Origin of the sequence: Companilactobacillus hulinensis (genome assembly GCF_003946555.1) — a bacterium.
Classification (GTDB): Bacteria; Bacillota; Bacilli; order Lactobacillales; family Lactobacillaceae; genus Companilactobacillus; species Companilactobacillus hulinensis.
In genome coordinates, this window is sequence record NZ_RHOO01000002.1 from 1 (window position 1) to 14970 (window position 14970).

12 protein-coding genes and 1 other annotated feature are annotated in these 14970 nt (G+C 36.8%); of the genes, 6 read left to right on the forward strand and 6 right to left on the reverse strand.

Annotated elements, in window-relative coordinates; genetic code table 11:
• Positions 1 to 189: 189 nt before the first annotated feature.
• The 3 genes from EKM66_RS01175 (at position 190) to EKM66_RS01185 (ending at position 3424) form a co-directional block, all read left to right on the forward strand.
• The gene (locus tag EKM66_RS01175; protein WP_125760851.1) at positions 190 to 750 is read left to right on the forward strand and encodes an O-acetyl-ADP-ribose deacetylase; all 561 of its coding nucleotides are present in this window, start codon (positions 190 to 192) and stop codon (positions 748 to 750) included.
• Positions 751 to 922: 172 nt separating this feature from the next.
• A complete protein-coding gene (gene mscL / locus EKM66_RS01180; RefSeq protein WP_125760853.1) occupies positions 923 to 1327 on the forward strand; it encodes a large-conductance mechanosensitive channel protein MscL in 405 nt (134 codons plus the stop codon).
• A gap of 87 nt (positions 1328 to 1414) precedes the next feature.
• Positions 1415 to 3424 carry a cation:proton antiporter gene (locus EKM66_RS01185; RefSeq protein WP_125760855.1) on the forward strand — a complete coding sequence of 670 codons (2010 nt, stop codon included), beginning with the start codon at positions 1415 to 1417 and terminating at the stop codon, positions 3422 to 3424.
• 44 nt (positions 3425 to 3468) lie between these two features.
• On the opposite strand, the gene brnQ is transcribed toward EKM66_RS01185, so the two are convergent.
• Positions 3469 to 4863 (reverse strand): branched-chain amino acid transport system II carrier protein, encoded by a 1395-nt coding sequence (gene brnQ, locus EKM66_RS01190; protein WP_125760857.1) that lies wholly within the window; start codon positions 4861 to 4863, stop codon positions 3469 to 3471.
• Between the two features lie 143 nt (positions 4864 to 5006).
• Positions 5007 to 5241: a binding site (T-box leader), on the reverse strand.
• A gap of 239 nt (positions 5242 to 5480) precedes the next feature.
• On the opposite strand from brnQ, the gene EKM66_RS01195 reads away from it, so the two are divergent.
• The 3 genes from EKM66_RS01195 to EKM66_RS01205 all read left to right on the forward strand — a co-directional run bounded on the left by EKM66_RS01195 (position 5481) and on the right by EKM66_RS01205 (position 8859).
• Entirely contained in the window at positions 5481 to 6707 is a 1227-nt protein-coding gene (locus tag EKM66_RS01195; RefSeq protein ID WP_125760859.1) for an argininosuccinate synthase, read from the forward strand.
• A complete protein-coding gene (gene argH / locus EKM66_RS01200; protein ID WP_125760861.1) occupies positions 6707 to 8101 on the forward strand; it encodes an argininosuccinate lyase in 1395 nt (464 codons plus the stop codon). The genes EKM66_RS01195 and argH overlap by 1 nt, the downstream gene beginning before the upstream one ends.
• 68 nt (positions 8102 to 8169) lie before the next feature.
• Positions 8170 to 8859, forward strand: a complete 690-nt coding sequence (locus EKM66_RS01205) for a hypothetical protein (RefSeq protein ID WP_125760863.1) — start codon at positions 8170 to 8172, stop codon at positions 8857 to 8859.
• A gap of 24 nt (positions 8860 to 8883) precedes the next feature.
• Here the strand turns inward: EKM66_RS01205 and EKM66_RS01210 are convergent, their stop codons facing one another.
• The 5 genes from EKM66_RS01210 to EKM66_RS01230 all read right to left on the reverse strand — a co-directional run bounded on the left by EKM66_RS01210 (position 8884) and on the right by EKM66_RS01230 (position 14947).
• Positions 8884 to 9276, reverse strand: a complete 393-nt coding sequence (locus EKM66_RS01210; RefSeq protein ID WP_125760866.1) for a hypothetical protein — start codon at positions 9274 to 9276, stop codon at positions 8884 to 8886.
• Positions 9251 to 9718, reverse strand: a complete 468-nt coding sequence (locus tag EKM66_RS01215) for an ASCH domain-containing protein (protein WP_125760868.1) — start codon at positions 9716 to 9718, stop codon at positions 9251 to 9253. Before EKM66_RS01215 ends, EKM66_RS01210 begins: the two co-directional genes overlap by 26 nt.
• A gap of 88 nt (positions 9719 to 9806) precedes the next feature.
• Complete coding sequence (locus EKM66_RS01220; protein ID WP_125760870.1) at positions 9807 to 12746, reverse strand: hypothetical protein; 2940 nt, start codon at positions 12744 to 12746, stop codon at positions 9807 to 9809.
• Between the two features lie 193 nt (positions 12747 to 12939).
• Positions 12940 to 14271: a sensor histidine kinase gene (locus tag EKM66_RS01225; RefSeq protein ID WP_125760872.1), complete on the reverse strand. Its 1332-nt coding sequence runs from the start codon at positions 14269 to 14271 to the stop codon at positions 12940 to 12942.
• On the reverse strand, positions 14261 to 14947 hold the full coding sequence (locus tag EKM66_RS01230) for a response regulator transcription factor (RefSeq protein WP_125760874.1): 687 nt from the start codon (positions 14945 to 14947) through the stop codon (positions 14261 to 14263). Before EKM66_RS01230 ends, EKM66_RS01225 begins: the two co-directional genes overlap by 11 nt.
• Positions 14948 to 14970: the final 23 nt, after the last annotated feature.

The following is a 14970-nucleotide window of genomic DNA, read 5'->3' on the forward strand; positions in this document are numbered from 1 at the left end:
TGGCACCACGGTGATACTGTGTTAAAGTAGATATGCTCATAGTAAATGTCTTCTTTCATGGTCTGTTTAGTCACTACCATTGTAAAACATTTACTATGGGTATTTTTTTTTGATTAGGTGTTCGGATTAATTTTACAATTCACGAAATATATTGAATCAGTCTAACTAAAAATCAAACAGGTGAATGTCATGAATATACTAGGTAAAAGCAGTTCAATAAAAGTAAAAGTCTGCGACATAACCATGGTAAAATGCGATGCAATAGTAAATGCCGCCAACAAAACTCTTTTGGTCGGTGGTGGAGTTGATGGAGCAATCCACACGGCTGCTGGTCCCAAATTACTAGATGAGTGCCGAACACTAAACGGCTGTGAAACTGGTGAAGCAAAAATAACAAAGGGTTACAGATTACCAGCAAAACATGTGATTCATACAGTTGGACCAGTGTATTCTGGATCGAAGTCTGATTCTATTATGCTGGCTAACTGTTATCGTAATTCGTTGGATTTGGCAAAAGAAAATGATTTACATAGTGTCACGTTCTCAGCTATTTCAACTGGTATATATGGTTATCCAATAAATGATGCGGCAAGGATCGCACTTGATACTATTGGTGATTGGTTGAAAAAGAATCATGATTACAAGATGGATATTATAATGTCTTGTTTTGATGATACAATCAAAAACTCTTATGAAGACTATCTTGATAATTATCATGGGAATAATGAATATCTAAATAATGCAGACTAAAAGTATAATTAATGGGACCATTCTTACCGCGTTAATCAGATAAAACCAATTTTTTGTACTTCTTTAAAAAAGTCTTACAATTCGGTTTGAGAAGGTGTTATTTGTTGTGTAGACTACAGTCAAAATAGCATAATTAATTATGACAATATTTATAGAAGGGTAGTCGTAGATTATGATTAAAGAATTTAAAGATTTTATCAGTCGAGGCAATGTAATGGACTTGGCAGTCGGTGTCATTATGGGTGCTGCTTTCACTGCCATTGTTCAATCACTTGTAAGTAACTTGGTAAATCCTTTGATTGGATTATTTTTAGGTAAAATTGATTTGAGTAATCTTAAGCTTGAGGTTGGGGATGCAACGTTCAAGTATGGAGCTTTTTTGGAATCAATTATTAACTTTTTAATTATTGCGATAGTTGTCTTCTTCCTAGTTAAAGCAATGAACACTGTTATCAATGCTCGTAAGACTGAAGACGAGGAAGAAGAAGCTGAAGATGATGCAAAAACTGATGAAATGATCATGTATTTGAAGAAAATCTCTGAATCAGTAGATAAAGATAGTCAAAAAGAAGATTAGCCTCGGCTTATCTTCTTTTTTGTTTTAACTTTAGATTGATTGCGTTAGAATTAGACAGTCAAAAATTATCAGGGAGAGGTAATTTATTTGGAAACTATTTTTCTAGTTCTACTAATAGTTGTGGCTGTTGTTGCAGCTAACGCAATTTATACCCGATTTGATCTAGTTCCGGTAGCCTTTTTACAAATTGCTGCAGGATTAGTCTTGTCATTTGTACCATTGTATAAGCATTTTGAATTAGAACCTGAATTGTTTTTATTTGGAATAATTGCGGTTTTGATGTTCAACGATGGTCAGAATACAAATATTAGGAAACTAATGCATCAAATGGGAACCACGTTATCACTATCAGTGGTGTTAGCAATAATTACTATTCTAATAGTAGGAACTGTCACGCATATTTTGATACCACAGTTCTCACTAGCCTTAGCACTAGCATTGGGTGCCATTATTACACCAACTGATGCTGTGGCGGTTTCGTCTATTACTAGTAAAGTAATGGTACCTAAAGAAGCTATGAATACACTTGAGAATGAATCATTATTTAATGATGCTTCTGGTATCGTGGCTTTTAACTTAGCAATCGCAACTTTAGTTACAGGCAAATTCTCGATAGCAAGTGGAATCGAGAGCTTCCTATATGTGTTTGTTGGTGGAATTATTGTTGGACTAATTATGGGATATTGCATTGTTGCAGTCCGTATTATGTTGATAAATATGCGAGTCGATACGCCATCAGTGATTGTTCCGTATACACTTTTAACACCATTTGCCGTATATTTTGTGGCTGAATCAATCGGTGTTTCAGGTATTTTAGCAGTTGTTGCCACTGGATTGATCCACGGACTACAACAGAACAGATTGAGATTAACAACTTCCAGATTACAAATAGTTATGAGTACCACTTGGTCTATAGTCGCTAGTGTCTTAAACGGGACTGTATTTGTCTTGCTGGGATTGTCATTGCCATCTGTTATTAAGAATCTTCATAACAGAGATACTGGATCAGTTGCAACTTTAGTTGGATTGGCTGTTCTACTTTATCTTGTAATGACATTATTAAGATTTTTATGGACACAATTTGATTTTGCGGAGATTCGAGCATGGACAATGCATGATAAGATTATGAACAGTCTTGTTATGGCTTTGAGTGGAGTCCACGGAACCATCACACTAGCAATGTCGTTTTCACTACCCTTGACACTAGGGGGACATGCATTTACTTATCGTAATGACATAATCTTCGTTGCGGCAATGGTTATTTTGATTAGTTTGATTGTACCGACAATAGTATTGCCATTCATGTTACCGAAAAAAGTGTCTGCTGTAGGTGAGGATGAGCTTACTGAGGCCAAATCGGATATGGTTCGTAATGCGGTCAAAATGGTTCAAGCAGACTTTGGAGATTCACCTGAAGGTGGAGAAGTTATTCGAATTATTGAGGGTCAGCGTGTAATTGAAGGGCGTCCTGATAAGGCTGCTTTGGCTCGATTATTAGATAAAACGTTTGAAATTGAACGTTTAGTCGTTGAAAAAATGTTGCAAAATGGTGAGATAACTAATTCTGAGTATGAACTTTATTCAAAGTTCATGCGTCAAACGGTATTACAAAATTCAAATGGTTTCACGAAACAGATATTATTGATTTTCAAATTTAGGGTTATGACTAGATTGTCTATGAGTAGTAAAGCTAGAGCTCACCGTAAAGCAATCAAAAGAAGTATTGTACAGAATCGTAATAAAACCCGTGATGAGTTAGTTGAAACCAATCGTAAAATGTGGGGGCGTATTCGTGAAATAGAAGCTACGCCGTACAAAGCTGCAACCAAGTTCTTAGCAGAACAAATGACTGATAAAAATGAGGTTGAAACTGGAATTGTCCGTCGTGTATTTGATCAACGTCATCGTCGTTTATCGGGAAGTCGTTCATCACAAGATGCTCAAAACGAAATACTCGTACAAGTATTTCAACATGAACATAACTTCGTGCAGTCGCAAGTGACCAATAACAAATATAGTCGTGAATTAGGGAACGAATTATATCAGCAGATTTCAACTGATCAATTAGTTAGTTTCCAGACATTTGACGATGAATGATATGCAAAAAAAAGAAGCTGGTTGGCTTCTTTTTTTGCTATCTATTAATATTTTGATTCCTCTGGGACTGCTTCGTTATTTGAAACAAAGACGCCCATTTTGCCAAGAACAAGACCAAGTACGAATCCTAATAATGTAGGAGTTACCCAACCAAGTCCAAGGCTTGCGAATGGTAGATATTGATGATAAACATTCAATGCTGTTCTGACAAATCCCACTTGGAATACGGCAGGAGCAGCGTTGAACATATCAAGAACGGCAGGTAATACAGTGAAAGCAATTGTCATTTTGTAGACAACACCTGCGTATGGTTTGTTGTGAACTGTTAGTGATACTAAGATCAAGGCTAGTGATAGTGGATAAAGAAGCATCAAGACTGGCAATGAATAGCTGATGATAGTATCTAGTCCGGCGTTTGCGACTACGAATGAAACGATACAGGTTGTACGTAACCATGCGAGGTAGCTAACTCTGGGGAATAGTTTATGGAAGTCTTGTGCAAATGATGCAACTAATCCAAGAGCCGTAGTGAAAACACCAAGTGTAACTAGAACACCAAGTAATGCCGCACCGAAGTTACCGAAGTAATCACTGACGATAGCGGATAAGGCGTCACCACCATTAGCGGATAACTTCATTTTGTTCAAGCTAAAGGCACCAAGAAGAACTAAGCCTAAGTATACGAATACCTCAAGTGTGATGGCCATTGTACCAGCTTTGGCTGTTAGAGATGATAGTTGTCTATCTTTGTATCCAAGACCCTTGACCGAACGGACGAAAGTAACTGATAGAGCAAGTAAAGCAACAGCGTCGACTGTGTTGTATCCTTCCAACATACCACTGACAGTAGCTGTTGTTTGATAAGCGGTGGTAGGCATGTGATTCAATCCGCCCATTGGGTTAACGAATGCTACTACGAAGATAACTGCTAATAATGCCAAGAAGATAGTATTTAAATATTTACCAACATATTTGACTAATCTGTTTTGGTGAATGCTTAATGCGTATGCTAGTCCGAAGAATGCAGCAGTGAAGACGAACATACTTAATTGATTATATTGAGCTGGTAAAAATGGTTTTGCGGCCATTTCAAAAGCTGTTGCAGCGGTACGTGGAGTGCCGAAGAAAGGTCCAATCGTCAAATGAACTAAGACAAGAAATAATGCTGCGTAATGTCTACCGACAGGTTTTGCCAAATCATATAAGCCATCACTCTTTGTGATAACGACAGCTAGGATTGCTAATAGTGGAAATAATGATCCTGAAACAGCAAATCCAATTGCGGCGGAAAACCAATTGTTTCCGGCCATCTGACCTAAATGGACAGGGAAGATCAAGTTACCTGACCCAAAGAACATCCCGAAGATAAGTGAACTGACAACTAGTAATTGTAAAAAGTTATTTTTGTGTGATTCTGGTTCTAATAAATCGTTTTGCATAAAGGTTCCCCCTAGAATTTTGCGTAATATTTGTTATATGACTAATCTGTGTAATGCCACTAATATCAGAATCCATAATCTCCACCACCTCAAAATTTAAACGTTTGTTGTTTGTATAAAAAAAGAGCCCTCTTCCCAACTGGGAAAAGGGCTCTAATATTAGAACGGTACCACCTTTTTGAGTAGTTTAAAAAAACTACTCACTCGAATCGCGGACTAGATTGATCCGCTAGCCAAATATTGGTGGCAACCACGATGACCTACATATCGACATCGAACTCAGAAATGATTTTCAAAATTCTCTTAACGACCACTTCCCATTAAACGTGGCTCACTGTGCGTAATTGAGATTTCTACTTTTTTCCTCAACGTTTGTTTGATTTATTGGTGCTAATTATAAACAGGGAAAATTCAAATTGCAATAGGAATTATTAATTTATTTCTAATTTTCTTTTTCTTTCCATAAATATCTTTTTGAAAAAGTTTGTAATACTGTAAAACAACAATGAAAAGGTTTACATAATGTATTTCACAAATATAGGGTTGTAATAATATAAGAACGGTGTTAAATTAAATTACACAAAATTAATTTTTTTCTAATCGGAGGAGAACGTATTATGACAGAGAACAAGAAAGTAGTATTAGCTTATTCAGGAGGTTTGGATACATCAGTAGCCATTCCGTGGCTAAAGAACAAAGGATATGACGTCATCGCTTGCTGTATTAATGTTGGTGAAGGCAAGGATGTTGAATTTATTAAAGAAAAAGCCATTAATGCTGGTGCCGTAAAGGCCATCGCTATTGATGCAATTGACGAATTCGCAGAAGATTATGCACTTGTTGCGTTGCAAGGACATACTCTCTACGAAGGTATTTACCCGCTACTCTCCGCTCTCTCCCGACCATTGATTAGTAAAAAATTAGTAGAAGTAGCAAAAGAAGAAAATGCCGATGCAATTGCTCACGGATGTACAGGAAAAGGAAACGATCAAGTACGTTTTGAAGTTTCGATTCATGCTCTAGCCCCCGACCTAGAAGTATTGAGTCCTGTTCGTGACTGGCACTGGTCACGTGAAGAAGAAATCGATTATGCTAAGGAACACAATATTCCGGTTCCTATTAATCTAGATTCACCATATTCAATCGATGCTAATATCTGGGGTCGTGCTAATGAATGTGGAGTTCTTGAAGATCCATGGGCAGAAGCACCAGAAGACGCCTTTGGAATTACTAAGCCGATTGAAGATACACCAGATACACCAACAAGTGTTGAAATTACTTTTGAAAAAGGTATTCCCGTTGCACTTGATGGTATCGAAATGAAATTTGCTGATATTATCAAAGAATTGAACACAGTTGCTGGTGAAAATGGTATCGGACGTATCGATCATATCGAAAATCGTCTAGTTGGTATCAAGTCTCGTGAAGTTTACGAAACACCAGGTGCTGAAGTCTTGATGAAGGCTCATAAAGAACTTGAAGACTTAACTCTTGAAGGCGGCTTAGGTCACTTCAAACCAGTTATCGAAAAAGAATTAACAGAACTTATCTACAATGGTTTGTGGTTCTCACCATTGATGAAGTCACTTCTAGCATTCCTTGATGAAAGTCAAAAGACTGTTAACGGTGTCATCAAGATGAAGTTGTTCAAAGGTAACACATGGATTCAAGGACGTAAGTCACCTAACTCATTATATGATTTGAATCTTGCTACATATACATCTTCTGATTCATTTGATCAAGAAGCAGCTAAAGGATTCATCAAGCTTTGGGGTCTTTCAACTCAAGTCGCAGCTCAAGTTGCGCAAAAGAATGAGAAAGAAAACACCAACGAGGTGCAATAATGAGTACACAAAAACTTTGGGGTGGACGTTTTCAAGCTCAAGCAGATGCTTGGGTCGATGAATTCGGAGCTTCAATCAATTTTGACCAACTCATGGCTGATGAAGATATCGAAGGTTCATTAGCACACGTTAAGATGCTCAAGAAGACAGAAATATTGAGTGCGTCTGATTGTGACCAGATAATTGCTGGCTTGGAAGAATTGCGAGATGATCTGCATGCAGATCATCTCGAATTCACAGTTGAAAATGAAGATATTCATATGAATATCGAAAGTATTTTGACTGACAAAATAGGTCCAGTCGCCGGTAAATTACATACTGGTCGTTCACGGAATGATCAAGTTGCGACTGATTTTCATCTTTATGTCAAGAATCGCCTACCAAAGATTATTGAAGAGATCAAAACTATTCAAAAAACTTTGGTAACCTTGGCTGAGGATAATGTCGAAACCATCATGCCTGGATATACTCACTTGCAACATGCTCAACCAATTTCGTATGGTCATTATTTAATGGCTTATTACTCAATGTTGAAGCGTGACGTAGAGAGATTTGAGTTTAACATGAAGCACGCCGATATTTCTCCACTTGGCGCAGCAGCTCTTGCCGGGACGACATTCCCAATTGATCGTGAATTCACTGCCAAGGAACTTGGTTTTGGTGATATCTATGTCAATTCATTAGATGCTGTTTCTGATCGTGATTTTGCACTCGAATTCTTGAGCAATGCTTCAATTCTAATGATGCATCTGTCAAGATTCTGTGAAGAAATCAGTATGTGGGTCAGCTACGAATTCAATTATTTGGAATTGAGCGACAAATATACTACTGGTAGTTCGATTATGCCACAGAAAAAGAATCCTGATATGGCCGAACTTATCAGAGGTAAGAGTGGTCGTGTTTATGGACATTTACTGGGACTATTGTCGACAATGAAGTCATTGCCATTGGCATACAACAAGGACTTACAAGAAGATAAAGAGGGTACCTTTGATACCGTCAAAACTCTCTTGCCAGCTCTGAAGGTATTCAATGGGATGATCTCAACTATCAAAGTTCATAAAGATAACATGTATCACGCAACTGAAAACGACTTTTCTAATGCAACTGAATTAGCTGATTATTTGGCAACCAAGGGTATTCCGTTTAGAGAAGCTCATGGAATTGTTGGACAGTTGGTTCTAAAGGGTATTGAAACTCACAAGAATCTTCAAGATATTTCGATGGAAGAGTTCAAACAGATCTCACCATTGATCGAAGAAGATGTCTATGAAGAATTGAAACCAGAAGTTGCAGTAAAAAGACGTAATTCACTTGGTGGTACAGGATTCAAACAAGTTAAGATGCAAATTGAAAAAGCTAAAAAAGAATTAAATGAAGAGGTTCACTCGTAAGAGTGAGCTTTTTTTGTTGTCTGTATGATACACTTTTATTTAGCACAAAATGTAAGGGGTTAACTACTATGAAAAAGGCGATTATTGGAATGGTTTTGGCAGTGACAGCTGTCTTAGGTTCCGCAAATGTTGTACAAGCAGCTGAGAAAACTTATACGTTTGAAGCAACTGATACGATTGTTATCACTGCATCTTCAAAAAAGGATTCAAAGACCTATCCTGTCTATAAAAAGGCAAAAGGCAAGATGATCAAAACTGGTAAATCTGAAAAGATGAATAAAGGCGATAAATTGCAATATTGGCGAGCAAATTCTGTCAAAATGGGAAAAACTGATTGGTGGCAGATTGCTAATAACAAATATTTTAAGTCTGACCGTGTAGCTGTAGTGGATACCGCAAGAATGGAAGAACTTGGACAGAAATTCGATAATTATGCTAATTACACACCAGATTTGCCAACATATGAAGGTGGTAATGCGGTAGTTGTTATTGGTGCCGCAGAAAAGGGCAATAGCCGTACTATTGGTGTTTACAAATTAAAGAATGACAAGTTGGTTTATACTGGTAATCGTGTAAATATGAATAAAGGGAAGACTATCCAACATTGGAAGGCTAATAGAGTAACAATAAATGGTGAACAAGTTTGGCAAGTGGGGAACAATCTTTATTTCAAGTCCAAACGAGTTACAGAAGTCAATACGGTTCGTATGAATGAACTAGAGCAAAAGATTGATAATTACGGGAATTATCCTGGATGAAAAAATGAGCGATGACTTTTAATGTCATTGCTCATTTTTTATGTTCTGCTGCAAAAAATATTCTAGCAGCGATTCTTTGTCTGGTTTATCTATGTAAATATAAGACCTAGGTGCTTTGAAATCTGGAAACTCTTTTTGAATAGTGTCCAATGGAATTTTATTGGTAAGTTCTGTATGGGAGATAATAGACATTTTATATCCATCTTCAACTATAACTGGAGTTCCCAGGTTTATAAACAGCTCTATAGCTTTGTCTTTACCAGATGAGTAGACAATTGCTTGACAGGCACTATGCAAGAATCTTTTACGATGTTCTTCGATTTGTTCACCACTGATAATTTTGTGTACATACGGGGTTTTGAGTGATAAGAGAATTATCGGCTGGGTGGGATTATATATCTCCGTTAACTTCGTCATAGACTTTTTCAAATACTTCGCATAGGCAAGGCATGTCTTCGGTGAACTTTTTGCCAGCTTCCGCATATTCTTTGGTGAAGAAATCTTCATGAATTTCACGCCAATATTTCAAACTTCGGTCTCCTTCGCCTTCATGATAGGCGTGTTCTGCGCTGACCAAATTAAAAGGTACAACTTCAGTCACAAGTGTTTTGGTGATACAAACAGGTAATTCATTTGCATCAAGAATAATATTGTAATCACCAACTGTAGGCATATATTCTGTCTCAGTGTATAGATCATACGATGAAGTCGTAGCCGTTTTGATTCCTTTATCAACTAATTCGGCCAGAGTTTGGGGATCGCTGCCAAAAATTGTAATGTCCCCGATGGGGTAGTCCTCACGGGGGCTCTTGTTCTCCAAGAACTTGTCCCAGTAAGCTTTAATAATGTGTTTGTCCATGAAACAAACCTCCAATTAATGATTATGTATAAATAATATCATTATTCATTAATCGAGGTGGGTAAACAAACAAGATAATCAAATGAATTTATGGTGCATCAGTTAGAATCCAATCCCACTTACTGTTAAATTCACCGGCTTTGGGTAATCCATCGAATTGAAATACGAGGGATAATTTTTGTTTTATAAGGTCAGTAAAATCAGTTTTGGTTAACCAAGTGCCATCTTTTGGATTGTTGCTGACACCAATTGGTAGATCATTTGTTGCACATTGTTGGCCTTCCCAATAAACACAATGGTTAAGTTTCATTTGTTCGTATTCGGAATTTATGAATTTGTTGATGTGCAGCGTAAGTTTCATTGGTTTACCAGTATTGGCACGATAATCGTCAACTTCTAATTTATTTTCAAACTGTGGATGTATTTTAGAAGTGTTTTTTCCATCTAAAAAGTGTTTGCCGAAATCTATTTCAGTTGGAGCAGTCAATCTACAGGTTCCTTCTTTTCGTTGGAAGTAGAGTATATCTGAGCCATTAAGCCCATCGTCGTCGTAAATATTTACTATTATTTTATGAAGTTTCAGGTCAGTTAAATGGGAAATGTTAACTTGAGGTATTTCCCAATTGACTTCTTTTCCAAGATTGGGATTGCTTAAATTGGTGGTTATGATATTTTCGGGATTATCGTCGATACTATAGGATATTTCTTTAATAGTTGGACTGTTAAGATCGGTCCAGTATCCCTTTAAATTAATAGTGTCACCATTTGGAGCAAAAGGGGATGCTTCTGTTGAATATGGATTAGCAATGATTATTTGTGGTTCATTGGTAGGTGCTTTGGCAATATTTATAGTTGTAGTTTGGACAATAGATTTGTTTCCTTCTGAATCAACCATCCAAACATTAACTGTATGTAATCCTGGTTTATATTTTTGAATTGAAATGGTTTCATTCCAATCATGGGGAACCCCAGATGTTTTGTCTTTGTCATTTTGAGAATAAGTGTTGATTTTTTTCTTCTTTTTATCAGGATTCTCATCATCCATTGTCCAGAATAGGTCGCCAGATTCACTGTCGAAGTCGTACCAGCTTCCTGTTAATTTGTAATCAGTCTGTCCAGCCTCAATATTGTCTGGTTTATCTTTAGTACCATTTTGATCAAGGATAATTACTGGAGCAAATTTTTCATCCATGATATCGAAAGTTCGAGAATATCGGATTGTTTTACTATCATCCACCTCAAGAGTTGTTGGTTCAGTACGCATGGTTACTCCGGCATCCCACAAGTAGGTATTTTCATCAATATAGGCTCCAAAATCCTTTTTGCCATAGATTCTGCCCAATTTCTTACCAGCGCCAGGATCGTGACCCTTGTCACCAGGATCCTCATAAGTTCTAAACGAGTTGAACATTCCCTTTGGTAAGTTTCCCGGTTGATACCACGGGGTGTGATTGTAACGGTCGTTCATATGATGCTTCCACGGATTACCAGTAAATTTTGCTTGCAGTATACCAGTGAATACAAGTGACAATATCCCACCAGATGAGGTATAGCCTTTGAATTGATGACTTGAATCAGTAGTTGTCCGTGCTGCCCATGCCTCTGGTTCATTGTCAAGATTCATGTGGAAGTTGACTCTTGCATGGACACTGTCAGATTGAGCATACATGCCACGGTTGTTACCAAGGGATCTCAGGGGAACGTAGCCACCGTGATATATTTTCTTGTCTTTATCGTATTCTTGAACGTAATCACGGTTGAAAGCGATGTTGTGGAACACGAAGCCAATGAAGTTTTTGAACTCTTTATCTCCAATATTCTTATAACTAACTTCAGTAACCATTTCTCCAGAACGATTGAACTTGATTATTATGGTCATTTCTAACTTATATTTGATTTTTCCAGCGACATACTGTTGTTGGAAAATAAGCTTTTGTTGTTCAAAGCCAGTTTGAGGATCTAATTTATAAAATAATTTCGGAATTGTAAGCATTGCGACCGTTGAACCTAGGTGATCTGGTCCCATCATTGATGGCATAGTTTTGTGGTCGGTAACGTGATTGTAGTTATGTAGATCAGTAGTTACAAATGTTCCTTTAGAGCCGGTAACGTTATCTTTATGTTGACCGTCACCATTGTTGTGCGTGTAAATATGTCGTCCTTTTGTAATGAATTCTTTACCGACGTCATTGTCGCCTTTTTCACCGTCGTCAATGGTATTAAGTTCTTCATTATCGCCTTCTGGTTGCACAACCGTGGCAAAGTTTGGTGCTGTTAAACTATCAAATCGACCGTCTTTGCCGCGGCCAGTATCTTTTTGATAAGCATCTTTAACGAGCATTTGCTTTCGAGCATAGAAGAAATCGCCGAAGTATAAGAATGGGGTTGCTTTGCTTCCACTGGCATGTTCTAAAGTAGGACCTCTGCTCAATCGAAGGTTATAGGTTTGTGTCCAATTTGTGTCGTCTTGATCATCATCTTGTGCGGCGGCTTTTTCTTTAGTTTCGTCGACAGTGTTGATATCGGTAAGGTTATTCTTTGATTTATCTTTTTCGTCTGCGTTATTTGTGAGGACGCTTTCCATAGTAGGAAGTTTAGCCTCAACATCTAGTTTCTTAGATGCTAAAAAGTTATTTTTGGAATCTGTAATTGAAATTGTTATTGAATCTATTTTGTTAATTTTGAAATCGAATTCACCGTTGAGACTTTTGTCTACATGTTCTTTCAAATTAAGTAAGATGTTATTTTGATTCTTTTGCAAAGTTACGTTCTTATTACCAAGTTGCTTTTTTAAAATATCCAAATCAAATTTTGAAATATCGGAACTATTGATTGAGAGAACTTCTGTTTCAGATTTCAGGTTGTACTTGATTGTCCCCGTAAATCCATTATCAGTTTCTTTGATACTTGTGAATTCTGCTTTTGTTTCAGTAGTAGTAGTGGCGTAGCTGTATATAATATTGGTGAATAAGGTGGATAGTCCTAATAACAGTATTAGGACAAGGGATATCATACTTTTTATTATCATAGCGGGGGTCATCCTCCGTTGCTTTATTTGTTCAATCAGATTAGCATACGCTTACATTTTTCACAATCCAAAAAATACAATTTATTCATCGAAGTTTTTGAGTGCTCTATATTTAAATAATTATTTATCTTATTACTTATGGCATATAAAAAAGAGCTTGGAGTCATTATCCAAGCTCTTTTGATTTATAAATTTAATGCTTGATAGGTAATTCAAAAATGAATTCACTACCGGTAGGTAAATTATCACGTACAAATATTTTACCATGATGTGTATTAATAATTTGGTGAGCGATTGCGAGACCTAATCCGTGTCCACCACTATTTTTGTTCCGAGATTTATCGACACGATAGAAGCGACCAAAGATTTTCTTTTTATCAGGATCACTAATCCCAATTCCGGTATCAGAAACAATAATCTGATATTTTGATCCTTCGATATGGTCATAGATACGAATGGTTCCATTTTCAGGAGTGTACTTTGTAGCATTATCCAGAAGAATGATCAGAACTTGTTTGATTTTGTCGCGGTCGACATTTAATTTGATATCGTTTTTGTGGTTTAAGTTAACTTGGAATACTTTAGACTGCGAATTAATGATTTCTTTGAACGGCATGATTGGATCTTTTAAGAAATATTCAGGTGTAGTCAATTGATAATCCATCTTAGTTGTCGCCTGATCAGAACGTGCCAATACTAATAGATTGTTTGTTAGTGAATTCAGTCGGCTGACCTCATCGAGTGAGACGGATATTGATTCAGCTTCATCAATGATAGTCTGATGTGGCTTCGTCAGCATGTATTCCAGCTTACCTTGAATAATCGTCAGTGGTGTACGTAATTCATGTGCAGCATCGTTAACGAATTCACTCTGTTGTTTCCACGACCTAATGATTGGGAACATACTGATACGAGTTAAGACGTATGACAGGATCAAAGCAATGACCCAAAAAATAAAGAAAGTAATAATTAATATTCTTTGGAAGTTTTCAGTAGCCTGAATTTGGGTATCAATATTTTGCATGATCAAAACATAATGACCGGCATACATGGGGTTATTATTTGATTTTGATACTTTGATCAGTAGGGCACGAAAGTTCATTTTTTTTACAGCAATAGTTTGTTTCTGATTGAGGTTCCTCTTATTCAGTTTGATGTTCTTTAAAACTGAGTACCGGTTTCCCAAACTTAATTTGTTCAATAACTTGCCGTTATCATCAAAAACCAATATTGAGGCTTGGAAGGGAGCCCGGGGTTCAGGTTGTTTGTTTTTGTCGTTCATTCTAGAACTACCAGGACCTTGCGGACCATTTTGAGTATTTGCTTGCATATTGGGTTGTTTTTTAATTGATGCAACTTGAGCTTTAATGTCAGAATCAATACTTCTATATGTGGAAGTTTGGAAGAGATTAAAAATAATTATTCCCAAAGTTAAGAAGAGGATGGCAAAAGTTGCCATGATTGATATGAAAAGTTGAAGCTGCTGTCTGCGAGTGATTTTGTTCTGCTTAGTTTTAGCCTTCATCTTGGACAATGTACCCAACGTTTCTAATAGTTTTGATCAAGTAATCATTGTTTGATGGACGTAATTTTTTGCGCAGATTACTCATATATACTTCAACAACCGTAATAGATGTATCTGAATCAAAGCCCCAGATGCGCTCGAAAATTTGGTCTTTAGTCAAAATAGTATTTTTATTCTGTAATAAATAAACTAATAAGTCGTATTCTTTTCCATTCAGTGAGATGACTTGATCGTCCGCAGACACTTCATGATTATTCAAATTTACTTCAATGCTATTGATCTTTAAGATTGAATCATCGGCCATAACGCCACTTCTTTTCAGTAGTGCTTTCACCCTAGCCTGTAGTTCTTCACGATGGAATGGCTTAGTTAAGTAGTCGTCAGCACCTAGATCGAATCCATGTACCTTATCATCTAATTCTGCTTTGGCAGTCAAAATCAATACTGGAGTAGTTATTTTATCTGCACGAATATTTTTTAGAATATCATATCCATTCATTCCTGGAAGCATCAAATCAAGAATTATCAAATCATGAACATCTTCAGTTGCTGCAAATTTACCACTTAATCCATCATTCTCAATATCAACTTCCGCAAAGTCGGATAGAAACGATGCAATATTGTTTGCTAAATTCTCATCATCCTCAACAACAAGAATCTTAATATTATTTTGCATAAACTTTCTCCTCAGCTGTGTAT

Coding starts and splice junctions, on each gene's coding strand:
- EKM66_RS01175 (WP_125760851.1), top strand. CDS start 190: ATGAATATACTAGGTAAAAGCAGTTCAATAAAAGTAAAAGTCTGCGAC.
- mscL (WP_125760853.1), top strand. CDS start 923: ATGATTAAAGAATTTAAAGATTTTATCAGTCGAGGCAATGTAATGGAC.
- brnQ (WP_125760857.1), bottom strand. CDS start 4,863: ATGCAAAACGATTTATTAGAACCAGAATCACACAAAAATAACTTTTTA.
- EKM66_RS01195 (WP_125760859.1), top strand. CDS start 5,481: ATGACAGAGAACAAGAAAGTAGTATTAGCTTATTCAGGAGGTTTGGAT.
- argH (WP_125760861.1), top strand. CDS start 6,707: ATGAGTACACAAAAACTTTGGGGTGGACGTTTTCAAGCTCAAGCAGAT.
- EKM66_RS01205 (WP_125760863.1), top strand. CDS start 8,170: ATGAAAAAGGCGATTATTGGAATGGTTTTGGCAGTGACAGCTGTCTTA.
- EKM66_RS01210 (WP_125760866.1), bottom strand. CDS start 9,276: ATGACGAAGTTAACGGAGATATATAATCCCACCCAGCCGATAATTCTC.
- EKM66_RS01215 (WP_125760868.1), bottom strand. CDS start 9,718: ATGGACAAACACATTATTAAAGCTTACTGGGACAAGTTCTTGGAGAAC.
- EKM66_RS01220 (WP_125760870.1), bottom strand. CDS start 12,746: ATGATAATAAAAAGTATGATATCCCTTGTCCTAATACTGTTATTAGGA.
- EKM66_RS01225 (WP_125760872.1), bottom strand. CDS start 14,271: ATGAAGGCTAAAACTAAGCAGAACAAAATCACTCGCAGACAGCAGCTT.
- EKM66_RS01230 (WP_125760874.1), bottom strand. CDS start 14,947: ATGCAAAATAATATTAAGATTCTTGTTGTTGAGGATGATGAGAATTTA.